29 protein-coding genes are annotated in these 24,632 nt (G+C 65.7%); 18 read left to right on the top strand and 11 right to left on the bottom strand.

Annotated features, from left to right (window positions below; genetic code table 11):
• Positions 1-30: 30 nt before the first annotated feature.
• On the bottom strand, positions 31-810 hold the full coding sequence (locus QUC20_RS14760; protein ID WP_434543645.1) for a DeoR/GlpR family DNA-binding transcription regulator: 780 nt from the start codon (positions 808-810) through the stop codon (positions 31-33).
• Between the two features lie 22 nt (positions 811-832).
• On the opposite strand from QUC20_RS14760, the gene QUC20_RS14765 reads away from it, so the two are divergent.
• The 3 genes from QUC20_RS14765 to QUC20_RS14775 all read left to right on the top strand — a co-directional run bounded on the left by QUC20_RS14765 (position 833) and on the right by QUC20_RS14775 (position 3,209).
• Positions 833-1,216, top strand: coding sequence for a DUF4406 domain-containing protein (locus tag QUC20_RS14765; RefSeq protein WP_289330360.1), 384 nt, complete (start codon positions 833-835; stop codon positions 1,214-1,216).
• An 86-nt stretch (positions 1,217-1,302) separates the two neighbouring features.
• Positions 1,303-1,818: a septum formation family protein gene (locus QUC20_RS14770; RefSeq protein ID WP_289330361.1), complete on the top strand. Its 516-nt coding sequence runs from the start codon at positions 1,303-1,305 to the stop codon at positions 1,816-1,818.
• A gap of 398 nt (positions 1,819-2,216) precedes the next feature.
• Positions 2,217-3,209 carry a hypothetical protein gene (locus QUC20_RS14775; protein WP_289330362.1) on the top strand — a complete coding sequence of 331 codons (993 nt, stop codon included), beginning with the start codon at positions 2,217-2,219 and terminating at the stop codon, positions 3,207-3,209.
• A gap of 62 nt (positions 3,210-3,271) precedes the next feature.
• Here the strand turns inward: QUC20_RS14775 and QUC20_RS14780 are convergent, their stop codons facing one another.
• Together QUC20_RS14780 and QUC20_RS14785 are read right to left on the bottom strand one after the other, a co-directional pair.
• Positions 3,272-4,036 (bottom strand): hypothetical protein, encoded by a 765-nt coding sequence (locus QUC20_RS14780; protein ID WP_289330363.1) that lies wholly within the window; start codon positions 4,034-4,036, stop codon positions 3,272-3,274.
• A gap of 37 nt (positions 4,037-4,073) precedes the next feature.
• On the bottom strand, positions 4,074-5,123 hold the full coding sequence (locus QUC20_RS14785) for a PIN domain-containing protein (protein ID WP_289330364.1): 1,050 nt from the start codon (positions 5,121-5,123) through the stop codon (positions 4,074-4,076).
• A 306-nt stretch (positions 5,124-5,429) separates the two neighbouring features.
• On the opposite strand from QUC20_RS14785, the gene QUC20_RS14790 reads away from it, so the two are divergent.
• Positions 5,430-6,662 (top strand): tyrosine-type recombinase/integrase, encoded by a 1,233-nt coding sequence (locus QUC20_RS14790; RefSeq protein WP_289330365.1) that lies wholly within the window; start codon positions 5,430-5,432, stop codon positions 6,660-6,662.
• Between the two features lie 39 nt (positions 6,663-6,701).
• Here the strand turns inward: QUC20_RS14790 and QUC20_RS14795 are convergent, their stop codons facing one another.
• On the bottom strand, positions 6,702-7,259 hold the full coding sequence (locus QUC20_RS14795; RefSeq protein ID WP_289330366.1) for a recombinase family protein: 558 nt from the start codon (positions 7,257-7,259) through the stop codon (positions 6,702-6,704).
• A 254-nt stretch (positions 7,260-7,513) separates the two neighbouring features.
• Here QUC20_RS14795 and QUC20_RS14800 point away from each other — a divergent pair, with 254 nt between their 5' ends.
• The 3 genes from QUC20_RS14800 to QUC20_RS14810 all read left to right on the top strand — a co-directional run bounded on the left by QUC20_RS14800 (position 7,514) and on the right by QUC20_RS14810 (position 9,374).
• Complete coding sequence (locus QUC20_RS14800; protein WP_289330367.1) at positions 7,514-8,104, top strand: hypothetical protein; 591 nt, start codon at positions 7,514-7,516, stop codon at positions 8,102-8,104.
• Positions 8,105-8,213: 109 nt separating this feature from the next.
• Positions 8,214-8,699: an RNA polymerase sigma factor gene (locus tag QUC20_RS14805; RefSeq protein WP_289330368.1), complete on the top strand. Its 486-nt coding sequence runs from the start codon at positions 8,214-8,216 to the stop codon at positions 8,697-8,699.
• A gap of 114 nt (positions 8,700-8,813) precedes the next feature.
• A complete protein-coding gene (locus QUC20_RS14810) occupies positions 8,814-9,374 on the top strand; it encodes a dihydrofolate reductase family protein (protein WP_289330369.1) in 561 nt (186 codons plus the stop codon).
• A 536-nt stretch (positions 9,375-9,910) separates the two neighbouring features.
• Here QUC20_RS14810 and QUC20_RS14815 read toward each other — a convergent pair.
• Positions 9,911-11,059: a helix-turn-helix domain-containing protein gene (locus QUC20_RS14815; protein ID WP_289330370.1), complete on the bottom strand. Its 1,149-nt coding sequence runs from the start codon at positions 11,057-11,059 to the stop codon at positions 9,911-9,913.
• Positions 11,060-11,065: 6 nt separating this feature from the next.
• Here QUC20_RS14815 and QUC20_RS14820 point away from each other — a divergent pair, with 6 nt between their 5' ends.
• The 3 genes from QUC20_RS14820 to QUC20_RS14830 all read left to right on the top strand — a co-directional run bounded on the left by QUC20_RS14820 (position 11,066) and on the right by QUC20_RS14830 (position 13,213).
• Positions 11,066-11,518: a GNAT family N-acetyltransferase gene (locus tag QUC20_RS14820; RefSeq protein WP_289330371.1), complete on the top strand. Its 453-nt coding sequence runs from the start codon at positions 11,066-11,068 to the stop codon at positions 11,516-11,518.
• Positions 11,519-11,612: 94 nt separating this feature from the next.
• Positions 11,613-12,185 carry a MarR family winged helix-turn-helix transcriptional regulator gene (locus tag QUC20_RS14825; RefSeq protein WP_289330372.1) on the top strand — a complete coding sequence of 191 codons (573 nt, stop codon included), beginning with the start codon at positions 11,613-11,615 and terminating at the stop codon, positions 12,183-12,185.
• 38 nt (positions 12,186-12,223) lie between these two features.
• On the top strand, positions 12,224-13,213 hold the full coding sequence (locus QUC20_RS14830) for a serine hydrolase domain-containing protein (protein ID WP_289330373.1): 990 nt from the start codon (positions 12,224-12,226) through the stop codon (positions 13,211-13,213).
• A 193-nt stretch (positions 13,214-13,406) separates the two neighbouring features.
• Here the strand turns inward: QUC20_RS14830 and QUC20_RS14835 are convergent, their stop codons facing one another.
• The 4 genes from QUC20_RS14835 to QUC20_RS14850 all read right to left on the bottom strand — a co-directional run bounded on the left by QUC20_RS14835 (position 13,407) and on the right by QUC20_RS14850 (position 15,683).
• A complete protein-coding gene (locus tag QUC20_RS14835) occupies positions 13,407-13,805 on the bottom strand; it encodes a hypothetical protein (RefSeq protein ID WP_289330374.1) in 399 nt (132 codons plus the stop codon).
• Between the two features lie 170 nt (positions 13,806-13,975).
• On the bottom strand, positions 13,976-14,182 hold the full coding sequence (locus QUC20_RS14840; RefSeq protein ID WP_289330375.1) for a hypothetical protein: 207 nt from the start codon (positions 14,180-14,182) through the stop codon (positions 13,976-13,978).
• A gap of 253 nt (positions 14,183-14,435) precedes the next feature.
• Complete coding sequence (locus QUC20_RS14845) at positions 14,436-14,924, bottom strand: hypothetical protein (RefSeq protein ID WP_289330376.1); 489 nt, start codon at positions 14,922-14,924, stop codon at positions 14,436-14,438.
• Positions 14,925-15,281: 357 nt separating this feature from the next.
• Positions 15,282-15,683: an arsenate reductase ArsC gene (locus QUC20_RS14850; protein ID WP_289330377.1), complete on the bottom strand. Its 402-nt coding sequence runs from the start codon at positions 15,681-15,683 to the stop codon at positions 15,282-15,284.
• Between the two features lie 56 nt (positions 15,684-15,739).
• Here QUC20_RS14850 and catA point away from each other — a divergent pair, with 56 nt between their 5' ends.
• From catA to QUC20_RS14875, 5 genes are all read left to right on the top strand, one after another.
• Positions 15,740-16,396 carry a type A chloramphenicol O-acetyltransferase gene (gene catA, locus QUC20_RS14855; protein WP_289330378.1) on the top strand — a complete coding sequence of 219 codons (657 nt, stop codon included), beginning with the start codon at positions 15,740-15,742 and terminating at the stop codon, positions 16,394-16,396.
• Complete coding sequence (locus tag QUC20_RS14860) at positions 16,393-16,956, top strand: pyridoxine/pyridoxamine 5'-phosphate oxidase (protein ID WP_289330379.1); 564 nt, start codon at positions 16,393-16,395, stop codon at positions 16,954-16,956. The genes catA and QUC20_RS14860 overlap by 4 nt, the downstream gene beginning before the upstream one ends.
• The gene (locus QUC20_RS14865; RefSeq protein WP_179223243.1) at positions 16,953-17,360 is read left to right on the top strand and encodes a GNAT family N-acetyltransferase; all 408 of its coding nucleotides are present in this window, start codon (positions 16,953-16,955) and stop codon (positions 17,358-17,360) included. The genes QUC20_RS14860 and QUC20_RS14865 overlap by 4 nt, the downstream gene beginning before the upstream one ends.
• 62 nt (positions 17,361-17,422) lie before the next feature.
• On the top strand, positions 17,423-18,931 hold the full coding sequence (locus QUC20_RS14870) for an alanine/glycine:cation symporter family protein (protein WP_289330380.1): 1,509 nt from the start codon (positions 17,423-17,425) through the stop codon (positions 18,929-18,931).
• 102 nt (positions 18,932-19,033) lie between these two features.
• The gene (locus tag QUC20_RS14875) at positions 19,034-19,789 is read left to right on the top strand and encodes a TetR/AcrR family transcriptional regulator (protein WP_120264097.1); all 756 of its coding nucleotides are present in this window, start codon (positions 19,034-19,036) and stop codon (positions 19,787-19,789) included.
• Here the strand turns inward: QUC20_RS14875 and QUC20_RS14880 are convergent.
• Both QUC20_RS14880 and QUC20_RS14885 read right to left on the bottom strand, forming a co-directional pair.
• Positions 19,755-20,156, bottom strand: a complete 402-nt coding sequence (locus QUC20_RS14880) for a VOC family protein (protein ID WP_289330381.1) — start codon at positions 20,154-20,156, stop codon at positions 19,755-19,757. The genes QUC20_RS14875 and QUC20_RS14880 overlap by 35 nt on opposite strands.
• Before the next feature lie 100 nt (positions 20,157-20,256).
• Positions 20,257-21,255: a LacI family DNA-binding transcriptional regulator gene (locus tag QUC20_RS14885; RefSeq protein ID WP_120264095.1), complete on the bottom strand. Its 999-nt coding sequence runs from the start codon at positions 21,253-21,255 to the stop codon at positions 20,257-20,259.
• Positions 21,256-21,406: 151 nt separating this feature from the next.
• On the opposite strand from QUC20_RS14885, the gene QUC20_RS14890 reads away from it, so the two are divergent.
• The 3 genes from QUC20_RS14890 to QUC20_RS14900 are packed head-to-tail and all read left to right on the top strand — an operon-like array spanning position 21,407 to position 24,592.
• Positions 21,407-22,351, top strand: coding sequence for a carbohydrate ABC transporter permease (locus QUC20_RS14890; RefSeq protein ID WP_289330382.1), 945 nt, complete (start codon positions 21,407-21,409; stop codon positions 22,349-22,351).
• Complete coding sequence (locus QUC20_RS14895) at positions 22,341-23,246, top strand: carbohydrate ABC transporter permease (protein ID WP_434543646.1); 906 nt, start codon at positions 22,341-22,343, stop codon at positions 23,244-23,246. The genes QUC20_RS14890 and QUC20_RS14895 overlap by 11 nt, the downstream gene beginning before the upstream one ends.
• 41 nt (positions 23,247-23,287) lie before the next feature.
• Entirely contained in the window at positions 23,288-24,592 is a 1,305-nt protein-coding gene (locus QUC20_RS14900; RefSeq protein WP_289330383.1) for an ABC transporter substrate-binding protein, read from the top strand.
• The last annotated feature ends 40 nt before the right edge of the window (positions 24,593-24,632 follow it).

Here is a 24,632-nt window from a genome sequence, read left to right on the forward strand (position 1 = left end):
GAGCGGCCGCCCCGCCGTCACCCCGCCCCGTCACCCGGCACGGAGCAACGGCACGCCGCGGCGTTCGAGGGCGTCCAGGCTGTTGGCCGGAGCCGCGGGGTCGACGATGACCCCCGTGACCGCGTCGAACGGCAGCACCGCGAAGGGCGAGACGGCGCCGATCTTCTCCTCGCTGCCCAAGACGTAGGTCTCGGCAGACCGCTCGGCGAGCGCGCGCTTCATCGCCGCCTCGTCGGCATCGCCGGTGGTCAAACCCGCGTCGGCGTGGATGCCGGTGACCCCGAGGAGGAACCGGTCGGCTCGCACCATGCGGGCGGCCTCGACCGCGGCCGCACCGCTCGCGACCGCCGAGTGCTTGAAGAGCCGGCCGCCGATGATGATGACGTCGGCGGCGTGATCGAGAAGAGCTGCCGCCACGGTCGGGCTGTGGGTCACGATCGTGCAGTCCAGCGTGGGATCGAGCGCCCGCACCGTCGCGAGGGCGGTCGTCCCGCCGTCGATGATGACGGTGCTGCCCGGTTCGATGAGGCTCGCGGCGAATCGCGCGATGCGCTGCTTGCTCTCGGTGGCGACCGTCTGGCGAGACGCGTAGTCGGCGATGGCGGGCGAGGCGGGAACCGCTCCCCCGTAGACGCGCACCGCGAGGCCGGCGGCATCCAGCTCGCGCAGATCGCGGCGGATGCTGTCTTCGGAGACGCCCAGCTCAGCGGCCAGCTCCTTGGCGACGATGCGGCCGTCGGCGCGAAGCCGGGCGAGCAGCAGGTCTTTCCTCGATGCGGCGAGCAATCCGACTCCTTCACGTTCTTGCACGTTTATGCATATTATTCGACCCATGACCGAATCCGCCACCACGGCATCCCTCATGATCCTCATCGCCGGACCCTATGCCTCGGGCACCGGCGGCGACCCCGCGCTGATGCGGCGCAATCTGGACCGCTTGGAGGAGGCTGCCTGGCCCCTGTTCGCTGCGGGACACATCCCGATGATCGGGGAATGGGTCGCCCTCCCCGTACTCGCGAGCGCGGGGGCGGCCGGCCCCTCCGACCCGCTCGCCGAGAAGGTGATGTATCCGGTTGCGCACCGCTTGCTGCAGCGTTGCGATGCCGTCCTGCGCTTACCGGGAGAGTCGCGTGGCGCGGATCAGGACGTCGCGATCGCACGAGAGCGGGGCATCCCCGTCTACACCGCGCTCGATGAGGTTCCGGGCGTCGCGTGAAGCGTTTCAGACGGCGGGGCGATGAACACTCAGCAAAATCATCAGCATTTCCCAGAATCTGCCGAATTTGGCTAGAGTCGTTCGACGTGAACACTGCTCGTCGACTCCTCGCCCTGCCCGCCGCCGCACTGACCGTCGCTCTGCTCGCGACCGGTTGCTCCGCGCTCAACGCCTTCACCGATGGCGGAGCCGCCGCCCCCGTCCGCGACGAGTCCGGCGCGATCGCCGAGTCGAACGAGAGCACCGACGTCTTCGCGATCCGCGTGGGCGACTGCATGCTCGACTCGGGCACCGCCGACACCGAGGTCACCGAGACCCCCACCGTCCCGTGCAGCGAGGCCCACGACCTCGAGGCGTACCACGCACAGGACATCGACGCCGACGAGTTCCCCGGCATCGAGGCGGCCCAGACCGAGGCCGAACAGGTCTGCTACGACGCGTTCGCGCCCTTCGTGGGGATCGCATACGAGGAGTCGGTCCTCGGTTTCAACTACTACGTGCCCACCGCGGGCAGCTGGGACGCCGGTGACCGCGAGATCCTCTGCCTCATCGGCGACCCGCAGGGTCAGGTCACCGGCACCCTCGCCGGCGCCGCGCGCTGACGCTTTTCCGCCATCGCCTTCGAGAGCGACTGGCGCGATCGCCCGCTGTGGACATCCGTCCCTGGCGGGCGATCGTCGTTTCCGGCGGGAGGGCACAGTGGCACGTCTCACCGGTGCAGAAGCATTACGTCCGGTGTGAGATCCACGCCGGTGAGGTGTCGATAGAGGAAGCGTTGCGGGCGCATCGTGCGCTGACCAGCGCCGTCGCCTGCAGTCCAGAACCGTCCGTAGCCGTCATCACCGACGGCGCCGACCCAAAGCCAACAATCGTCCTGCCGGGGTCCGCGCACAACGTAGGACCAGAACCGGTCGACGTCGGGTCTTCGCGCCATGCGGCTATCTCCTCGCGGTGCCTGCACGGCCGAACCTACCGCGACTGAGCTCGGCAGGTCGGAGCCGTGCTCATCATGTTCTGCTTCAGTGAGGGCGTGAGTAAACGTGACTTATTCAAGAGCCGGTTGAGCGAAGAACCCCCGCGCGCGTTCAACGCGTCGCAGATCAGAACCATCGACACCACCGCGATCACCGGCATCCAAGACGCCCTCCGCAACATGCCGCAGATCAGAACCATCGACACCACCGCGATCACCGGCATCCAAGACGCCCTCCGCAACATGCCGCAGATCAGAACCATCGACACCACCGCGATCACCGGCATCCAAGACGCCCTCCACGCCTACACGTCTTGGGTCCGATCCATTGACACCTCGTGGTTCGACGGCTTGTCGCGTCTCGCTCACCAACGGGTTCGCGCTCTGCCCCCGAATTGGGCCCACGTCTCGAGCGGTGAACGTCTCGACGATGACAAGCTGCGATTGATCTTGCTGGTCGACGGCATCGCATTGGCCTGGGTTCCCCGTTCAGCCCTCGTCGAGCGCCTCCTTGCGGCGGACGACAGTGAGGAACGCCGAGAGATCGTCCGCAGCGGATGTAACGAAATTCTCAGCGACTGCATTCGCGCCTCAAACGAGCTGCCTAGTCGCGAGGGCAGAGCGCACGCGCGGTTCGTCTCTCTGTCAGCTTCCGCGATTCGGGGTGGACACCACCAAGCGGCTCAGGCGCTCTCGGCCAACCTCATCGACACACTTGGGCGGTCGTACATGAAGCCCCACGCTGCCGGCCACAAATGGTCGCTGGTGACCGCCAAGAATCGGAGACCTGAACTATCTAAGCTCGGCCTCCGGGCTCTCATGGTCTTGGGGCCGCTCGCTGTGAGCCACACCGATTATTGCGAAGGCGACTCGATTCCGCGCACGTTCTCTAGGCATGCGACCGCGCACGCCGTTTCCTCCCGCCAGTACACGAAGGTCAACAGTCTGATCGCGCTGATGAACGCCACAGCGTTCCTGTGCTGGCTCGAACGCGATACCGACGCCTTCGCGCCCAGCTGACCTCACGACCGCTGGCGGTGAGCGCCAGGAACGGAGCAGATCCATCGACGCGTCGTGCCATCTCAGGACTTGGGCGCCTGCCCGGTACCCGGGGCTCTGTCCGATCGTGACACTGGTGCACCGTACTCATCGTCAGCCGCTCGCACCAAGCGATCGCCGTCCTTCATCGACTCGGTGAGAGCCTTATCTAGCGATCGCGCGAGATGGCGCAGCCGCCTCACGTGTGCGATCCGGTAGATACGCGCGCGGCCCTGAATCTTATCGATCTGGAACAGTCGGTAGACCTGGCGGGCGTGGTACTCGCGCCAGACTGCGCACGCATCCGACGCAGACGCGAGGCCCTCAGCATGTGTGGCCCCGTTCACACCTTTCACAACGATGTCGCGCTGCTGATCGAACTCGTAGAGGGCCTTAGCTAGCTTACCCGTTGTGTAAAACTGCGCCTCGGCGAGGACCGCACGCCACTCGTCGGTAAGCAGCTCTACCTGCTTGGATCGCGCTGGGTCGAGCTCGAGCATCACAGTGACAGGACGACCGTCAGCGGCGTCCGCGATCTTTTGCCCCCGCTGTTGAAGATCCTCGATGAGGTGGTGGGTCGCGATCCCAAGACTCGTGACGACAGCCACAGCTCGGATGCCGAACGCGCGCTCCGACGCTGCCTCCGCGGCGTTCAGATCGATGAGACGGCTTCGGAGGGCGCTGCGTGCCGCTATCCAGGCGCCGATAGCCACGCCGACGATACCCAGGAGAGCGAGAATCAACGGCACGGCGTAGACGGTCAGCGGATCGCTCATCCCGCCGGCGGGAACCGCCATCAACGAGAGCACGGTCGCGTTCTCCCATCCGACAGGCACGCCTGAGAGCTCATTCGATCCATCGCAGGGTCTCGTCCTCGACCCAGGCGTCATCGCCACCAGGCGCGATCGTTACCTCCGCCTCGAGGGCGACCGTAGAGGTGAAGTCCACGCCAATCATCGGGTCGGAATAGTCACCTTGCATCCACTCCACTGCCTCGGAGTGTTCCTGGAGGTACTCATCGGTCCGCATGAATCCGGAGATGGTGATCTCCGCTGTCGCTTCCACCGTTTCCGGCGGAACCCCGCTCGTCGACTCGATGTTGATCGAATCAACAGCAACTACCAGCCCCTCTTCTATCCCGTACTTCATCGGCGCCTCGTTCGACGCGTCCACGTAGGCCCAGGTCTTCCCCTCGAAGTCGGCGAGGTGATCGATGACGGCTTGTATCGCGAGGCGTTCCTGGCGTGTCAGCAACTCACGACGCTCCTCCACCTCAGCGATCGCGTTCTCGAGGCGAGCCACAACTCGCAGTTGCCCTGGGTCGACCCACTTCTCCTCGAGCTCCTGGATGAGGGAGGGGGCAAGATCGCCGTCTAGGAGGAAGCCACCGTCGGCGCAGATGAACAGAACCTCGTCGTCGTCGTTGAGCGTTTGCATCAGCTCGACGAGGCCGTGCCAGATGATGGTGTCTCGCAGGCCCACGGTCTGGCCGCCCTTCAGTGAGGTCGGCGCTCTTCGTTCGAGTTCACGCCACACGAGCTCTTCACTCGATGTCACCGGCCAGGGACACACCTGGCATGCGGAATGCTCGAGCAGCGGCGCCAGCGCCCGGGTTGATGCGTGCTGCACGTTGGTAGACAGCGCATCCACGGTGGCCATGTAGGCCTCGGTCGGCACGCCGTGCTTTCGCGGGAGGTCGCGGACAGCAGCTTGCAGCCCTCGCACCGTGTCCTGTGCAGACTCCCTTGCCTGACGCACCGCCTCAGCGACAACAACGGGGGACAGAGCTACCTCGACTTGCCCCGGCAACAGCGCGTTGATCAGCTTGCCGCTCGTCGGGCGCATCATGAGCAAGTCTGCATGGAAGGCGTTGGTGTCCGGGTAGAGGATCAGCACAACGCCAGTATGTCCTCGTCCACGTCGCACGGTTCTGCGCGCCGCGTCCGTATGTCCAGCTTGTCACCGCCAGGTCGCGAGAAAGCTATCTCAAATAAGCTGACATAATCACCATTATCAGATAAAAAGCCAGGTCAGCAGAGATATCCAGCGATCTACTTCTCAGGGTTCCGGGAGCGCGATGCCTCAGCAAGCAGAGGGTCAGCCGATCTCGGATAGGCGGCGTCTCCCGCACCGGCACCAGCTGGACGGCAATCTACCGTGCCGAACCGGTGGGAGGTTGGGACGTCTGCGTACGATCAGTCCGTGAACGAGAAGGACTGGGATGCGCTGGTGCGGGCGTTTTTGCATCACCGCGCGTATACGCCCTCCACCCGTGAGACTTACCGTTTGGGGCTGCAGACCTTCCGGGAGTGGAGTCTTGAGAGCGAGCTGGAGCCGCTCGAGGCAACGGCGTCTGACATCCTCGCCTTCCGTGAAGCACTGAACAGACGCGCATTGGCCGCCGCGACGCGTAATACACGTTTGAAGAACGTTCGCAGCTTCTACGGCTACTTGCATCGCATCGGGCGGATGGACCGTGACCCAACTGCCGAGCTCTCGCTAGTCGAACCTGCACGCGCCATCCGTACGGTCCCAACTCTGGAAGAGCTCGCCGATCTCTGGGCCGTCGCGGAAGGACGCGAACGCGTAGTAATCGGGTTGCTGGCCTTCTGCAGTCTTCGTCGAGACGAACTACGTGCGGCGCGGGCCGAAGACCTCCATGACCGCGGAGGCGTCACCGCACTCAGCGTCCCGCAACGCCGCGCTCAGTCAGATATCGGATACGTAGCCGTCCCAGAGCAGGTCGCCAGCGAGATTCAGAAGCATCTTGATGGCCGTAGAAGTGGCCGCATCCTCGCCCCGGCGCGCCAGAACGACATGGTAGCCACCACCTTTGTCCATCAGATCGTCAGAGACGTCGCCCGGCGCGCAGGAATGCAAGGAAGGATCACAAGCCTCAGCCTCTCCTACGTTCTGCGGTCGGCAGCAATGGAGAATCGCTTCTCGTATCTAAGCGTCGTCAGGACTCTTCCCCCTGGAAGTCCAGACACGACAGCCGAGCTACTCCGCACCATCGACCTACCACCGCACGAGCACGCGTCCATACGTCTTGGCAAGATGATCGCAGCGCGGGGTTCCGAGCTTGATGAGTTCATTTTGCGATCAGAGACCCTCCTGGCCGATCGCGCACAGCACCCATCGAGCGCCGTCATGCTGATCGCCGCGACGCTCGAGAGGTCTCTTCGATTCGCCGCCGCCCGGCATGGGATCTCAATCACCAAACGAGACGCGAGTCTGAGCACATACGCTACCCAGCTTCGAGCGCGTGGCGTTCTATCGATCTCGCAGTTGCGCACCGTTGAGCGCATCCTCGACATCAGAAACGACGCGGCACACGGGTGGTTTGAACGAGTCCTCCGGAAGGACGCGCTCTGGACTCATCATGAGTCAGTTGCGTTGATTCGACATCTCGATGAGGGCCCCCTCGGAACCTAGACAGCCCCTACAGTTCAGGTCGCTGCTCGATACTCACTGCTACCTCGCGAGAGCGCGACGCACGCTCGACGCACCAACTCCAAGAACACGGCCGATGCTCTCCCAGCTGTGGCGGTCTGCGCGCAGCTGCTGGGCCGTCGCGATCCGCTCCGGGGTCATCACGCTCGGCCTGCCTCCAACCCTCCCCTGCGCCCGCGCATAGTCGAGGCCTCGTCGGGTGTTTTCCCTGATCGTGTCGACGCGCAGCTGCGCGAACACGGCCACGATCCCGAACAGGGCGCGGCCCATCGGCGACGTCGTGTCGATCATCGGTTCTGTGAGGCTCACGATGTTCACCTGGCGCGCGTCGAGGTCCTGCAGGGTCTCGATCAGGATGCGCTCACTGCCGGCGAGCCGATCGAGCCGGCGCACCTTGAGGGTGTCCCCCGGCCGAAGGTAGTCGAGACACGCCAGCCACTGCGGCCGGTCGGTGACGCGGCTCGATTCGCCGTGGTCAACGAAGACACGCTCGCACCCGGCCGCGCGTAGCTCAGCGGCCTGCGCGTCCGGGTTCTGCTCCCGCTTCGAAACCCGGGCGTAACCGACTTCATGTGCCATGCCGAAAACGGTACCGCCGAGGTTCCGGCGCGAAACGGTTTCGACAGGGGGTTTCGGCCTATCGATCGTCGGCGTGTCGCACAGCTGTTCGTCGACGTCGACGAGCCTGCCAGAAACGATCAGTTTCGGACGATTGTGGGTACATACAAACAGAGGGGTGAGTGTCTTGACGGAAAGTTTGGGACGCTCCAGGCCTGACGTGGCATGTAGAGGGTGAACAGCAGCAAGGCTGACACGGTCGGAAGGACCCTTGTATGAGTGCTCTCGAAGAAGAACTGCGGCGTCTCGACCCTGCGAGGAACCTCAACGACGAATCCCTGACGCCGATGGTCTCGAGCGCCTGGAACCACGCGCGCGCGACTGCAGGTAGGCGCGGTGCCCGAAAACGGTGGAAGGTGATTGTCCCCGTCGGGCTGACGGTGGCGATCGTGTCAACGGGAGCAGCGGTTGCCAGCCCGCTGTGGCTCGGCATCGATGACACGCAGGTCGAAGCGGATATGCAGGTGGCGATCAACTACACCACTGTGTCCGGAACAACGGTCGACTGCGTCTGGGCGGTGTATGTCGGAGGAGCAGACCGCACGAGCCGAGACGAGCGTGTGGCGGAAGCTTTGTCCTCGACTAACTGGGACGGCGTTGGTCAGGAGATCTACGATCAGGCAACCGCGAACCCCGTGGCACCCCAATCTGGCGAGACCTGGACGAACGACACATCCGAGACACGTGACGCGATCTCCTTCAAGATCGCAATCCTTCCCGTGATCGAGCGTCGCCTGCCACCAGACCTCCAAGGAGTCGCAAGCCAGTGGGGTAGCACCGACACGTGCAACGGCCCCTTCCGGTGATGACCGTCAACGACCAAACCCCTGAGGACCGTGCGACAACCGTCGTCACATCCAACGGCGAAGACCTCCTTCGCTACCTCGCACGCCGCGCCCCACCGAGGCCCGAGACATGCTCAACGAGACACTGGCCATCATCTGGGAACGTCGCACCCGCATACCTCGCGATCAGCTCGAAGCACGAATGTGGAGCTTCGGTATCGCCCGCAACATCCTGCGCAGACACCGACGCCACCACTCCAGAACAGAACAAGCCCTACACTCGGTCCATGTTCAGGACCTGCTGACCGACATCCGCCAGAGCGACCCGGCACAGATCGGGGAGACCAACGAAAGAGACAACCAAGTGTGGGCGGCGCTTCAAGAGCTCCGGCCGACCGAACGCGAACTCGTCATGCTCGTGCACTGGGACAACCTCACACTGGCTGACGCAGCGACACTCCTCAGCATCAACCCCTCCACCGCACGAACCCGATACGCGCGAGCAAAACAGCGTCTCGCCATTCGATTAGCGACCAACGAGCAAGCCCGCAGCGGCCGCGCAGGCTCAGAGTCCATGGGCACCATGCCGAAAACGTCGACCGAAACCTCGTTTTGAACGACCTATCCGGCACTATCCAGACGGGCCCTGTGCGTGAACCGCCGAAAACGATCGGTTTCGCACCGTGGGCCGGAGCAGTTCGATGTCGGACCTCCCGAGCATCATAATCTTATGACCACTCATCGCACCTGGCGCGGATGCGTCTTCATCGGAACGAGCCTGGACGGCTACATCGCGAAGCCTGACGGTGATCTGTCCTGGCTGACGACGCCCGAACCTCGTCAACATTCGACCGACAAGGGAGCGAACCCCGCCCTCGTTTGGGAATCGTTCTTCCCGAATATCGACACCCTGGTCATGGGGCGCACCACCTACGAGACCGTCCTCAGATTCGATGTGTGGCCCTTCGAGGGCAAACGCGTCATCGTCCTCAGTTCGACGCTCGACGCCTCCGACAGAGCAGATATCGCCCGATCCCTGGACGAGGTCGTGGCGCTCCTCACGGAGAGCGACGCTGAGCGCGTCTACGTCGATGGGGGGCAAACAATCCAGGCCTTCATCTCTCGCGGCCTTATCGATGAACTCACCGTCTCGATCGCCCCGATTCTTCTCGGCCGGGGAACTCGACTGTTCGGCGAACTGGACCGTGACGTCCTCCTGACCCTCCGCGGACACCACTCGACCGAAAGCGACGGGCTCGTGCGCATCACCTACGACGTCACGACACGCTGACGCAAAACCGATCGTTTACGGTCAGCAGATGCGGCGCCGTGGACGCCTGTCGAATCGAAGGCAACGGTCAGTACCGCCATCGAGACGTCTAGTCGTGATCGCTGGTTGCGTCGCGATGCAAGCGGTCTGAGCTTCCGGAGGGTCTCTGTGCCAGGTACTCCTGGAGGCGCGCGCCTTCAAAATGCTGGGCAGCGCGGACAGCGCTCCGGTTCGCCGCGGACTCGTCGGGTCACGAGCCGGCCGGAGCGAAACCGACCCCCGAAAGCTGGTGTCGATACGCACCGCGCTTATGACGGCCCGCTCACAGGGCGCCTGGCGGCGTCCCGCACTCGACCGTTCACGGCTCCTGAGTGCGACTACGCACCCGTTCGCGTGTCAGCACTGCTTGAAACGACACCCGCGAGCAGGTAGCAGATGGACGGACACCCCCAGCAGCCACATCGGTATCCCAGCGCGTCTGAACCCGTAGGCGCATTCGATAACTCAACGGCGACTCGTATGGCAGGCATCGGCTCATGGTGGCCGAGCGCCGAGGTTTATGGGGTGGCGAGAATGGCCGCGGACAGCCATTTGCCGAAGTCTCCGAAAGCGAGCTCGTCGCCTTCGCTCCGACCTCGACCAGCAGCGTTGAGGAGGTCCGCATCCGGGTGGGTCTGACCGTTGATGATCGATACCAGTTCGAGGTAGCGTCCTTCGGTCGCGTTGTAGTCCGCGTCCTGTAGTGCCCCAATGATGATGGTGTCGAGTTCGCGGTAGCGAGCGGCAAGCCGTTGCCGGAGGTCGTCGTCGGCCGCGACTCCGAAGGCGTCCGCAGTCTGTTCGACGAGCCGCGCGGCGAGGGCGATCACGTGCGCGTCATCAGCGGCAAAACCAGCGCGATGAGCGGCGAGTAGCTGCGGCGTCACCTCGTTTCCCATCGTGGCGATGAATTCCTGTACGTGCGGCGCAGAGATCGTCGACCCGGGGAATTCCGCGTACGTCTCGCGCAGGTAGGTGCCCGTGGCCGCCCGGAATGTCGTGTCGCGGAGCAACTCGGCAAGAGTGACCCATGCATCGAGCTGTTCCGGTGTGGGATCGGATGGCAGTTGCGGCCGGACACCGAGGACTCGGTTGACCAGCTCAACCGGAAGCCCAGCCGAGACCTCGTCGATGAACTCGTCGACCAGCCGTTTCCGCTCAGCATCCGACATCGTCACCAGCTTGCGCAGCAGGTTCGCGCGCTCGGCGGTGCCGTCCTGTCGGACGAGGGCGCGGAGTACGGCCCGCTTTGCTTGGAGGTCAGCTGTCCGCTTCTCGATCGTGTCGAGATGCTCGGCGAGCAGGTCCCGCAGCGTGGTCGCTCCGGCGAGGGCGCGGCGCACCTGGTCGAGACCCGTCTCGAGGTCACGGAGCGTGCGTACGAACTCGAGTCGAGCGATCGCATCCAGGTCGTAGAGGCGATGACCGCTGTCGGTCGCATCGGTCGGATGAACGATCCCTTCGTCGGCGTAGTAGCGGATGGCGCTAACGCTGAGTCCGGTGCGGTGTGCGACCTCGCCGATGGAGTAAAGAGTGTCTTCTGTGATGTTCATGCCCCCACCTTCCTGCCTCAAGTGGCTTGAGATGCAAGCCACGCTTCCTCGGTCGATGCGCCCGCAGTTCCGGGCTGCGGGGGCGCGCGACGTCTCATAGTCGGTGGAGATCATGGTGGGATGTCGATCAATGACTCCGAGCTGACGGGCCGTCGGTTGCACGCGAGTGACTGGCCTTGGATCCAAGAGTGGTTCGGTGATCCTGTGCTCGACACAAGGCTCGGCCCTCTAGACGAGGAGTGGCTTCGCGAAGCGCTCACGGCCCAGGACGGTGTGCACCTCGTCGTACGCGATCCGACTGGGCATCCGGTCGCGCTTCTCGGATGCGTGTGGGATGACTCCGGTGATGCGCATGCCTTCACAGATGTCGCGGTCAATCCCGTGCTCCGCGGTCGCGGGTACGGCCGTCGCGCACTGCGAACGGCCATGGCCGACCCCGCCCATCCCCCGTGTCGCGGATGGCTCGCGTTCGTTGATCCCGACAACGCCGCAGCCTTCGCCTTCTTCGCGCGTTGCGGATGGCAGCACGACGGGACCGATGACGGCATGCACCGCTTTACGATCCAGCTCTGACTCACTCGCGCAGACTCGGCATGCCGTCAACATGTTGACGGCATGACATGTGGTGATTACGATTTATCGACAACATGTTGACGAAAGGTGTTTCATGACATCGCGAGACGGTGATCAAGTGAGCTTGAGCGCGGACTCCCTCGATCTGGCACAACAGGCTTACGCGACGCTTCTGTCTGTCGCTAACAAGGTGGAGCGGTTCGCCGACGAGCAGCATGCTGGCCTGACCGGCAAGCAGTACATGGCGATGCTCGCGGTTCTGCATCTGAAGCCCGAGGACACCTCACTCACGAACATCGCGCACAAGCTCGGCACTTCCAAGCAGAACACTCAACGGATGCTGACGACCATCCAGTCCAAGGGCTACGTCGCCATAACCCCCGCCTCGACGGATCGACGCGCGGTGACCGTCAGACTGACCGAGTTCGGCGCGGAGGTGATGGCGCAAAACGCCGTCATCGGTTCGGCGTTTCTGTCGACATTGTTCGGCAGTTTCAGCAACGAGGAGATTGAGGCCACCTGGCGCCTTCTGATGAAGCTCCACCGTTTCGACGGCGCCGAGTACCAGGGATACGAGGAGGACGTGAGCGACACCTTCGCGGCGAGGTATCCGAACGCAGCCGCGACGATCGGAGCGGACCCGAAGTCTTCTGAGGTACGAGGATGAGCCGCGCAACCCGCACCTTGGGGCCAACGAGCCTGGAGATGATCGCCCGAACGACACGAGGACGGACCGGTATCCAGCTCACCGTCGGACTTCTTAGTCACGACGACACCGCGACTGTGCGGGTATTCGACTCCCTCGGGGAGCGCGACCCGTGGGGCCACCTCTATGAGATCGGCTCCATCACGAAGACGCTCACCGCGTCACTGCTGGCCAAACACGTCGACGAAGGGCGGATGTCGCTGAGCGATCCTCTCGCGCAGCATCTGGAGTGGCTCGATCAGTCCACCTACTCTCCTCCTCTCGAGAGGGTCGCCGCTCACGTCGCCGGATACTCGGCGACCGCGCCGCTCACGCGCCTTCAGTACGCGAGGATCATCCTTGACCTGATCCGCGGTCGGAACCAGAACGTCAACCCGATGGCCGTCAGCGAGGACCGGTTCCGCGACCTCGCGGGAGAGTCGAAGGTCGAGGATCGCGACTACGCCTGGAAGTACTCGAACCTGGGGTACGCACTCCTTGGTTGCGCGGTGAGCAGCGCTGCCGGCGAGGACTACACCGCGGCCATGACCACCTATCTTCGTGACGACCTCAGCCTGCTGAACACCCACGTGGGCACCTCACCTACCCGCAATCTCAACGGGACCACGCGCAAGGGAGACGATTGTGGGAACTGGGACTGGTCGACCGCTGACCAGCAGCTCATGCGGCCCGCCGGCGCGATCAGCTCCACCGCTGACGACCTCCTAAAGTACGCGCGCATCTACATCAACGAGCAGCACGGATACCTCTCGATGCTCCTCTCGCATCGCGCGAACATCTCCCGGCACGACGACATGGCACTCGGCTGGTGGCTCATGAAGAACGACCATCGCGTCATACATCACGGCGGCGGCACAGGAAGCTTCGGCTCCTTCTTGGTCATTGACCTCCGCAGGGGCGCAGCCGCTGTCGTCCTCACAAACCAGCGGCTCGGCCGCGACGCGGAGAGGCGGCTCGGCCAGTCAGTACTGCAGGATGCCCGCGGCTAAGGATACTGGTTGGGTTCCCGCGCTGGCGCCCCGAGGGTGCACGATCACGCGCCCGAAACGCCCGCCGAAACACGGTTCCAGCCCGCCTCTCCGGAAGGCCTTCTAAAAGACCCCTCACACCGCGGCCCAAAAACGATCGTTATTGGTCCGCGCCAGTTCCTCGGCCGCCGGTCCCGTAGTCCGGGTCGCGGGCCTACTCTCCCCTCGTTTCCGCGCGATCGGCCAGGGTGGCTGTGCCGCGGTGCTTCCGCGTGACGGTGCGCCGATCGGCTTCGTCGCGCCACTCGTAGGGCACCCAATCGTCGGCCAGTTCGCGCGGGTTGTGCGCCCAGATCGCGTTGTGAGCTTCGCGCCATGCGGATACCGACCCCCACACGGGCACCGGCACGTTGCATTTGTGCCCCTCGCTCCAGTGGCGGGCAACGGTGCTCTTGGGAACGTTGAGAGCTGCAGCAGTCTCGCGTACGGATAGTCCGGCCTCCCGCGCATCGAACACGGCCATGTGCAGGGTGGTCGCCTCCAACGTGGCAGCAACGCTCGCGCGTTCCCGAGCGATTCGGAACGCTTCGGCCGAACTGATGAACTCCGACATGACTTGCTCCACCGTGTCCCATCGTGGGACACCTCTACTGTCCCGCGGTGGGACAGTAGAGGTCAAGCTGGTCGACATGTGCCCTTGAGGGGTCCCGTAGACATCGTTATTGATCAGCATGCCCTCCGACAGTTCAGCGGGGCCGGAGGCGCCCCCGGGCCCGGTGAGGCTCAGCGGTTCGCCTTGTCCTTCTTGTAGATCGTGATGATGCGAGCCATGACGACTGCGTAGATCGTCAGGACGATCAGACCTCCGACGATCCCCTCGGTCTCGCCAGCGGCGATCGCTACCCCGAGCATTAAGAGCGCGCCGAGCCCCAGGGCGGCCAAGAGGACACTCGTGAGGATCATCATCGTGTGTGCGGATGTTGCGTTCATTTCTGTCTCCTTGTCTGGGTGGCTGGTGCGATAGCAGAGAGACCGAAGTGGCGGAGCGGAGTGCGGGGTCGTAGCGGTGAGCGGACTGAGGAGCGAAGCGACGAGGGAGCATTAAGGAGCGTAGAGCCGGCACGCAGCGACAGAGCGTAGGTATCGTCGCGAAGCACCACGCCATCCAGACAAGGAGACGCCGCGCGAATGCCCCGTCGCGCCTGTAGCTGATTCGACCTCAGGGCGAACAAAGCAACGAAGCTCACGACGCGATTTGGGCGCGCAGTTGCTCTGATGTGACGTTGAGTCGTCGTTTCCCCTTGAGGAAGGGGGCGGGGTCGAGGTGGAGAGCGCGGAGGACGTTCTCGTAGAGGTTCCGCACACGTGGGTTCGCTGCTCGAGCTGTGACGGTCGCATCGTGCTCAATGAGGAGCCGCAGGACTTCTCGTCGAAACTCGGTCGCCTGACCGCGCACGGCTTCCCCGCGGATCTTGCACCGATCCACCCAGTGGTCTGTTGGCACGATCTTCACGCGTCCTCGCCGTTTCTTGAGGGCGAGGGCCAGGTGCGCACGGTCGGTTACGAGCGTTATGGACGCAGCCGGTCGCGCAGCGCGGTGGAGGTACATACCGGCAAGCGAGACCGGGATGACGGCGAGGAGGGTCACGCCGGTGACCGCAGGTGCCACGTCGCCAGCTCGGATGCCTACAGCGATGAGCGCCGCGGCCGCGAGACCGTAAAGCACGAACACGAACTGCTTCCGAAACCAGAGCGACCGGAGCGCTCGACCGTAGACGCTCCATACGTCCCGCCGACGAGAACGCGAAGCTCGGGCACGGTTTTCATCGCGCGGAGACGCGACACGATGTCAGATGCTGCTGTGGGCCTATTGAGAGGTTGAGTCACCGGTTCGGTCTCACGCGGGCACGATCACCTGGTTGCGGACCGGTCGGAGGGTTTCGGACGCGGGCCGGTTGTTCCAGTCGCGTGCCCAGAACAGCGTGGCGATCTCTTCGTGCTCGAGCTGGTCGGCGAGTCGGAGCTCGTGGTCGCGTTCGATGGTGTCGGCGATCCGGTCGCAGGTCTCACGCGATGCGCGTCCGCGCCGTCAGATGAGCTCGTCGACCAGCTGGCGGATGCGCTCGCGGATGTCGTCTCGGATCGGGCGGACGGCGTCGATGCCCTGTCCCGCGGGGTCGTCGAGCTTCCAATCCTCGTAGCGCTTGCCGGGGAAGAACGGGCAGGCATCGCCGCATCCCATCGTGATGACGACGTCGGATGCCTGCACGGCCTCGGTCGTGAGCACCTTCGGGTGCTCGGCGGTGATGTCGATGCCGAGTTCGGCCATCGCCTCGACGGCGACCGGGTTGATCCGATCGGCGGGCAGGGAACCGGCCGAACGGACCTCGATGCGGTCACCCGCGATGTCGCGAAGGAATCCCGCGGCCATCTGCGAGCGTCCCGCGTTGTGCACGCAGACGAAGAGAACGGAGGGCCTGGTGTCGGTCATAGTGCCTCTACTCTCGCGCATCTGCGGCGCGACGGCTGCTTTGGGAGGATGAGAACATGCACGACGCCGCCCCCATCGACCTCGAGACCTGGCCGCGACGGCGGCACTTCGAGCACTACCTCCGCACCGTTCGCTGCACCTACTCGATGACGGTCGAGATCGACGTGACGGACTTCGTCGCGGCGGTGCGCGCCTCCGGGCGTCGCACCTACATCGCGCAAGTCTGGGCGATCGCGTCGATCGTCAACCGTCACCCGGAGTTCCGCATGACGCTCACCGCCGACGGCGCCCCCGCGGTGTGGCCGGAGGTCCACCCGTCGTTCACGATCTTCCACCCCGAGACCGAGACGTTCTCGAGCGTCTCGGCGGCCTTCGACCGCGACTTCGCCGCCTTCCACGATGCCGCGGCCCGGGTGATCGCCGATCACGCCGGCAGCACCGAGCTCTTCCCGCAGGGTCCACCGCCGCCGAACAGCTTCGACGTGTCGAGCCTGCCGTGGACCGACTTCACCGGGTTCAATCTGAACGTCGAGGGCGGCGGGGGCCACCTCGCTCCGATCTTCACGCTCGGGCGCTACGTCGAGCGTGACGGACGGATGCTGCTGCCTATGGCCGTGCAGGTGCACCACGCCGCGGCCGACGGCTTCCACACCGCTCGGCTCGTCAACGACCTGCGCCGGCTCTTCGCCGACGTCGCCTGGCTCGCGGCATGAGCGCGCTGCGCGAGTGGCTGCGCTCGCAGCCCTCGCTGACGGGCACACCTCCGGCGTTCGACACCGACCGGCTCCCCGCATCGCCGGTGACGCTGTTCGAGGAGTGGATCCACCGGGCAGCCGCCGCGGGGGTCACCGAGCCCCACGCCGCGACCCTCGCGACGGTCGACGCCGACGGCATCCCCGACGCCCGCACACTGATCGTCAAAGACGTCGACGACCGCGGCTGGGCGTTCGCGAGCACACGGTCATCCGCGAAGGGCGGGCAGCTGGAAGCGCAGCCCGCAGCAGCTCTGGCGTTCTGGTGGCAGCCGGTCATGCGGGCCGTGCGCGTGCGCGGGCCGATCCGCGAGGCCAGCGCCGAGGACACCGCCGCAGATCTGGCCGCTCGGTCCGAGGCGGCGCGCCGGGATGTCGCCGAGGGCGACTGGGCACTCTGGCGCATCGAGGCGACCAGGGTGGAATTCTGGCAGGGCTCGCTCGATCGGCGTCACATCCGCGTCGTCTACGAGCGCGCGGGGACGGGTTGGCGGCACACGCTCCTCGGAGGTGCAGTATGACCGTCCACTACTCTTTCGCCCCGCCCACGGCCGCCGAGTTCGCGACGCTCTACGCCGAGACGGGCTGGGCCGAGTGGTCGCTCGAAACCTTCGAACGGGCCCTCGCGGGGAGCTGGGTCGTGTGCACGGCGCGTGACGGCGACGGGCACCTGATCGGCCTCGGGCGCCTGATCAGCGACGGCGCGCTGCACGCGTTCGTGACCGAGATGATCGTGGCGACGGCAGCGCGAGGCAGCGGCATCGGGAGTGAGATCCTGCGGATGCTCGTCGCCGAGTCGCGACGGCGCGGCGTACACGACATCCAGCTCTTCGCCGCGCGCGGCCGGGCCGCGTTCTACGAGCGCCACGGCTTCGCTCCCCGCGCGGCCGAGGGCCCGGGCATGGACATCGTCGCCGAGCGCTGACCCGTGACACCCTGCACGCGACGCCCTCGCACGCGGCATCCCGACTGGCCATACTGACGGGCATGGACGCCGTAAACGACTGGCTGCTCACGTGGGGTGACCATCTGTGGACCTGGATCATCCTCCCGGTGGTCGTCGCCCTGGGGCTCTACTTCACGGTCCGCTCCGGCGTCGTGCAGTTCCGCCTCATCCCCGAGATGTTCCGGACGCTGACCGACAAGACCCCGCAGACCGCCGACGGGAAGCCGCAGTCGGTCTCGGCGTTCCAGGCCTTCACCATCTCGGCGGCCTCGCGGGTGGGGGTCGGCAACATCGCGGGTGTCGGCACCGCCATCGCGGTCGGCGGCCCCGGCGCGGTCTTCTGGATGTGGGTGATGGGCTTCGTAGGCGGCGCGTCGAGCTTCATCGAGTCGTCGCTGGCTCAGCTGTTCAAGACCCGCGACCGCGGGAGCTTCCGCGGCGGACCGGCGTACTACATGCAGCGTGGGCTGGGCGCCCGCTGGCTCGGCATCCTGTTCGCCGTCATCCTGATCGCCTGCTTCCCATTCGCCTTCAGCTCGTTGCAGGCCAACACGATCGTGGCCACGATCAGCGCCACGGTCGGCTCGAGCGCCGGCGACCTGCCCTGGCTGACATGGGTCATCGGCGTCGGCCTCGCCGGGCTGACGGGTCTCGTCGTGTTCGGCGGGGTCCGGCGCATCGCATCGGTGACGCAGCTGCTCGTGCCGATCATGGCCGTCGGGTACCTCGTGATCGGCGTGATCGTCGTGGTGCTGCACCTCGATCGCATCGGCCCGGTGTTCGCCGAGATCTTCACCTCGGCCTGGGGTTTCAACGAGGTCGTCGGTGCGACGTTCGGCTACATCGTGCTCACCGGCGTGAAGCGCGGCATGTTCTCGAATGAAGCGGGGCTCGGCTCAGCCCCCAACGCGGGCGCGAGCGCCGCTGTCACCCATCCGGTCAAGCAGGGCCTCGTGCAGACCCTCGGTGTCTACTTCGACACCTTCCTCGTCTGCACGGTGACGGCGTTCATCATCCTGGTGTCCGTCCCCGACCTGGCCGGGGCCTCACGCGGCATCGACCTGACGCAAGGAGCGCTCGTCGACACGCTCGGCGGCTGGTCGAGCATCGCCCTGAGCGTCATCATCTTCCTGCTCGCGTTCTCGTCGATCCTCGGCAACTACTACTACGGCGAGTCGAACATCGAGTTCATCTCCGCCGACCGCGGCCTGCTGACGGCGTACCGGGCGCTCGTCGTCGTCGCGGTGCTGGCGGGATCCGTCTCCAGCGCCGATGTCGTGTGGAATTTCGCCGATGGGGTTATGGGCGTGATGGCGCTGACGAACCTCGTCGCGATCGCGCTGCTGTCGGGCATCGCGTTCCGCCTGCTCCGGGATTACACCGAGCAGAGGCGGGCGGGCCTCGACCCCGTGTTCACGCGGGGACGACTGCCCGACATCCGCGGCATCGAATGCTGGGAGGACGAGCTCACCGTGACGGGACCCGTCGCGGTGCGGGTGCGCGCACGGCAGGCGGCCAAGCACCGCGACCACCTGCGCGAAGGCCGATGACAGGTCGCTGCGACCTTTCGCGCCCCACCGATCGCGACCGACACGCTTCGCATTTCCGCGCGAGCCCCCGCGCGACGGGGCGGTTCCCGACAGGATGAGGGGATGCCGCGCGTGACCCCGACGCCCCGAACCGCCACCGCCCGAGGCCCGTACGCCAAGAGCGCGCGCACCCGCACGCTGATCCTCGATGCGGCGTTCGCCGTGTTCGCGAGCGCGGGCTACCGCAAGGGGTCGCTCCGTGAGATCGCCGAACGCGTCGACATGAGCGAGGCCGGTCTCCTGCACCACTTCCGCAACAAGGCCGAGCTGCTGCTCGCCGTACTCGACCACCGTGACGAGCTCGCGCGCAGCAGGTTCGCGTTCGAGCAGCACGCGGGGCGCGGTGCGCTCGACGACCTCATCGCCCTCGCCGACTACAACTCCACGATCCCGGGCGTCATCGAGCTGTTCTGCACCCTGTCGGCCGAAGCGACCTCGCCCGACCACCCGGCTCATGACTTCTTCCGCAAGCGCTACGAGAACAGCCGACAGATCGTGGTCGATGCGCTCAGCGTCATCCGGGCCGAGGGCGGTCTGCGCGACGGCGTCGACATCCCCAGTGCCGCGGCCCGGTCGATCGCGGTGTGGGACGGGCTCCAGATCCAATGGCTGCTCGACCGCACCGCGCTCGACATGGCCGATGAGCTGCGCGCCTGCTTCGACGAGTTCCTGATCGAGGACCTGGCCCCGCCGCGGCGCGCCCTGCCGGGCCCCGTCGAGTCGCCAGGAACGGCGGATGCGGGGGGCACCGCACCCGCGGATTCTGGCGAGTCGACGAGCGAGCTCAGGATGCCGGAGAGAACCCGATCAGCCAGGTGAGACCGTAGCGGTCTCTGACCTGGCCGTCGTAGTCGCCCCATGCCCGGCGCTGCAGGGGATCGATCACCGCTCCGCCGTCAGCCAATGCGTCGAACCATCGACGCGACGCCCCCTCGTCGCCGGCTCCGAGGAGCGCGAGCATGACCCCCGCCATCGTCGGCGGTGCGGCAGCCGTCGGATCATCGGCACCGAAGAGGTCGACCGGTCCGCGCAGCTCGCCGTGCGCGATGAGTTCGGGCGCACCGTCATCCCGACCGAAGTCGGCGTACGTGTGGAGCTGGAGCTCGCCCCCGAACACCGACCGGTAGAAGCGGAGCGCGTCGGCGGCGTCGGCGGCGAAATGGATGTACGGCACCGGAGCGGGCATGCCCGAACGGTACGCCCCAACCGCGGTCCGCGCCACCGTCAACTCGCCAGAAAACGTGGATGCCGGGCACGCCCGACCCGCAGAACCTGGCGACTCGACGTCAGGAGGACGGGGCGGGAGCCGCGGTCGATTCGCGCCAGACCACATGCTGCAGCGGATCGGTGGCGGCCGGCGGGTCTTCACCCCGCATGAGAGCGATGAGGCGGTCGGCGGTCCGGCGCCCGAGCTCGACGTAGTCCATCGAGACGCTCGTGAGGGAGGGCATCTGGAAGGCGCTGGTCGGCGAGTCGTCCCACCCCGTCACACTGACGTCGCCCGGGACCGCCCACCCTCGTTCGAGCGCTCCGCGGATGACGCCGGTGGCGATGAAGTCGTTCGCGGCGATGACGGCGAGCGGAAGCGAGGCCTCGCCGAGCGAACGGATCGCGTCGAGCCCCGACTGCGCACTCCAATCACCCTCGACGACGCCGACGGACTCCACTCCCAGCCGGGCGACCGTCGCTTCGTAGGCCCGACGCCGCGCGTCCGCCGAGGGGTAACTCCGCGCACCCGTGATGTGCAGGAACCGCTGGTGCCCGAGCTCGGCGAGCCGCTCCACCATGCTCTCGAGCGGGTGGACGTCGAGCATCTCCCCCGAGACGCGCATGTCGTCGTCGAACTCCTCGAGCGTCAGCACCGGCACGTTCGGGTCGACACGCGCCAGATCGTCACCGGGGACGGGCGCATAGCAGAGGATGCCCTCGAACTGACGGGAGTCGATCATCTCCAGCAGTCGCGGTCGACGCTGATCCGGCGCGTTGGGGATGCTCTGAACCTCCACCTCGTACCCGGCGGCTCGGGCGCGTTCGATCGTGCCGGCGATGAGCGGGGCCGAGTGGAACGCGGTGATCGGCAGCACCGCTGCGAGCCGGCCCGTCCGCGTCGTGCGCATCGAGCGAGCGGCGAGGTTCGGCCGGTAGTCGATCTCGCGAGCCGCCTCGAGCACGCGTTCACGTGTGGCGGCAGAGATGCCCGCGCGTCCCGTGAACACCTGCGAGACCGTGGACTGCGAGACTCCCGCGCGGGCGGCGACGTCGCGGCTCGTGGGCCGTTTCCCCATGACTGCCTTTCTTGGCATGGACTCTATCGACGTTCGTCGGCATCATCCTACTACCGACAACTACTACGTATTAGTCAATATGGCAGGACCTACCGGCGCGACCAGAGCGACGACGATCCTGCGCACCGCCATCAGAGAGGATGCGTGGCCGATGAGCATCGCCGAACTGCGACGCATAGCCCGAACGACCGGCAGCGCTGACAAAGAGCGACGGCGGATCCCACTCCCCGACAACAAAGCGGCTGTGCTGTTCCTCGCACCATTCGCCATTGGCGCGGTTGCATTGACGCTCGGGCCGATCATCATGTCGCTCTACCTGTCGTTCACCGACTACAACCTGCTGCAAGACCCCGGATGGGTCGGGCTCGCCAACTACGAGCGCATGCTGACGGACACGCGGCTGCACACCTCCCTCGCCGTCACCTTCACGTACGTCGTCGTGGGGGTGCCCCTGCAACTGGCGATCGCGCTCCTCCTCGCGGTGGTGCTCGACAAGGGGATGCGGGCGCTTCCGTTCTACCGCTCCGCGTTCTACCTCCCGAGCCTGCTGGGGACGTCCGTCGCGATCGCCATGCTCTGGCGATTGATCTTCGGCGCAGACGGACTCTTCAACTCCCTGCTCGGCTTCGTGGGAATCGAGTCGCACACCAGTTGGATCGGCAGCCCCGACACCTCCCTGAGCACCATCATCCTGTTGCACGTCTGGACGTTCGGCTCACCGATGGTGATCTTCCTCGCGGGCCTGCGGCAGATCCCGGGCGAGCTATACGAAGCCGCTGCCGTCGATGGCGCCCATGCCTGGTCGCGGTTCCGCGCGATCACGCTTCCGCTCCTGACTCCGATCATCTTCTTCAACCTCGTCCTCGCCGTCATCAACTCCTTCTCGGCGTTCACGCAGGCCTTCGTCGTGTCGGGCGGGTCAGGCGGACCCGCGGACTCGCTGCTGTTCTACACGCTTTACCTCTACCAGGAAGGATTCGGGGCCTTCCGCATGGGCTACGCCTCGGCTCTCGCCTGGCTTCTCCTGCTCATCATCGGCGCCGTCACGGCGATCAACTTCTGGCTCTCGAAGTACTGGGTGCACTATGACGACTGAAACCCTCATCACCGGCCGACCGGCCCGCACGCGGGGAGAGCGAGCTGCCCGCCCCGGCGGCGCCTCGCGCGCACGGCTGCGCGGCATCCTGCGCCACGCTCTCATGCTCGCGGTGGTCGTGGGCTCGCTCTACCCCGTCCTCTGGATGGTGGTGAGCTCGCTACGGCCCGACGGCAGCATCTTCGGCAACCCCTCGCCCATCCCGACCGACTTCGTCTGGGAGAACTACGCCTACGGCTGGACCGCTCTCGGCGCTCCGTTCGGACAGTACATCGCCAATTCGCTCCTGGTCGTCGTGGGCTCGATCATCGGCAACCTGTTCAGCTGCTCGCTCGCCGCGTACGCCTTCGCCCGATTGCGGTTCCGTTTCCAGCGGACGGCCTTCGTGTACATGCTGGCAACGCTGATGCTCCCGATCCACGTCGTGATCGTGCCGCAGTACATCCTGTGGGCGCAGGTCGGTCTCACGGACTCGTTCTGGCCGCTGATCGTGCCGAAGTTCCTCGCAACCGACGCGTTCTTCATCTTCCTCATGGTGCAGTTCATCCGCGGACTGCCGCGCGAACTGGATGAAGCGGCGCGGATCGACGGCGCCGGGCATGCCCGCATCTTCTTCCAGATCATCCTGCCGCTCATGGTTCCGGCGCTGGCGACGACGACGATCTTCACGTTCATCTGGGTGTGGAACGACTTCTTCTCGCAGCTGATCTTCCTCACGAGCCCCGACAACTACACGGTGCCGATCGCGCTGCGGTCTTTCATCGACGCGCAATCGTCATCGTCGTTCGGCGCGATGTTCGCGATGAGCGTCGTCTCGATCGTCCCGCTGATCATCGTCTTCGCCTTCGGCCAGCGGTTCCTCATCCGCGGCATCGCCACAAGCGGGCTGAAGTGACCCGCGCATCCCGCAGAACAACCCGAAACAGGAGTGTCATCATGCACGTACCGAAACGTCTGATCGCCGGCATCGCCGCCGGCGCCGCTGCTCTGCTGGCCCTCTCCGGATGCGGCGTCGGCAACCGAGCCGCCTCGACCGAGCTCAGCGACGGCCCGGTCACCCTACGCATGGCGTGGTGGGGCGGCGACAGTCGCCATGAGCGCACGCAGCAGGTCATCGATCTCTTCGAGGCGAAATACCCGAACATCACCATCGTCCCCGAGTTCTCCGACTGGAGCGGCTACTGGGAGAAGCTCGCAACCGCAACGGCGGGCAAGAACGCCGCGGACGTCATCCAGATGGACGAGCTCTATCTCTCGTCCTACGCCGCGCGAGGAGCGCTCAGCGATCTCGACGCTCTGCGCATCGACACCGCCGGCCTCGACGACTCGGTCCTCCGGATGGGGCGCTACGACGAGCGCCTGTACGCGATCCCGATCTCGACATCGAGCACGGCGCTCCTGGTCAACACGGATCTGCTCGACAGCATCGGCGTGCCTCTGCCCGACCACACGCAGTCGTGGACGTGGGACGAGTTCGATACCTGGGCCCAGACCGTCACGGATGCCGCACCGGCCGGGGTCTACGGCACGAGCGTCCTCTCCGGCAGCTGGCAGCTGCAGCTGTTCGCGCGTCAGGTCGGCGAGCGGCTGTACGACGGTGACGAGGTCGCGGTCTCGGCCGAGACGGTCGCCGACTTCTTCCGGACGAGCCTCGACCTGACACGAAGCGGGGCGTCGGCTCCGGCGTCGGTGTGGTCGGAGACCAGCTCGCTTCCGCTCGACCAGTTGCCGTTCTCGGTCGGGACGGCAGCGTCGTTCTTCGCGCCGGCGACCCTGATCTCGGCCTACGCGAAGGCATCGGGCGCGAACATCGAGCTCGTACCGATGCCGAACCACGACGACGGCGAACCCACGTTCGACTACTTCAAGCCGGGAATGTACTGGTCGATCTCGTCGCAGTCGCGGCATCCCGCCGAGGCCGCCGCGCTGGTGGACTTCCTGCTGAACGACCCCGAGGCGACGAAGGTCATCGGCAGCGAGCGAGGCCTGCCCGCGAGCACGAGGAACCTCGATCTGATCAAGCCCGGCCTCACCTCCGAAGAGGCTGAAGCCGTGGCCTACTCGGAGTCGCGGGTTCCCGTGCTCGGCGCCGCCCCCGCGCCGCCGCCACTGGGCACATCCGATGTCGACGCGATCTTCTTGCGATATCTCCAGGAGGTGATGTTCGAGCGCACGACACCGGAGACCGCCGCGACGGGGTTCATCGCCGACGTCCAGGCGTCGATCGACGCCGCGAACTGAAACTCCCGGCGCGCGCTCGTCGACTCGCCAGGATGCGCGG

The organism is Microbacterium arborescens (genome assembly GCF_030369635.1).
Lineage (GTDB): Bacteria > Actinomycetota > Actinomycetes > Actinomycetales > Microbacteriaceae > Microbacterium.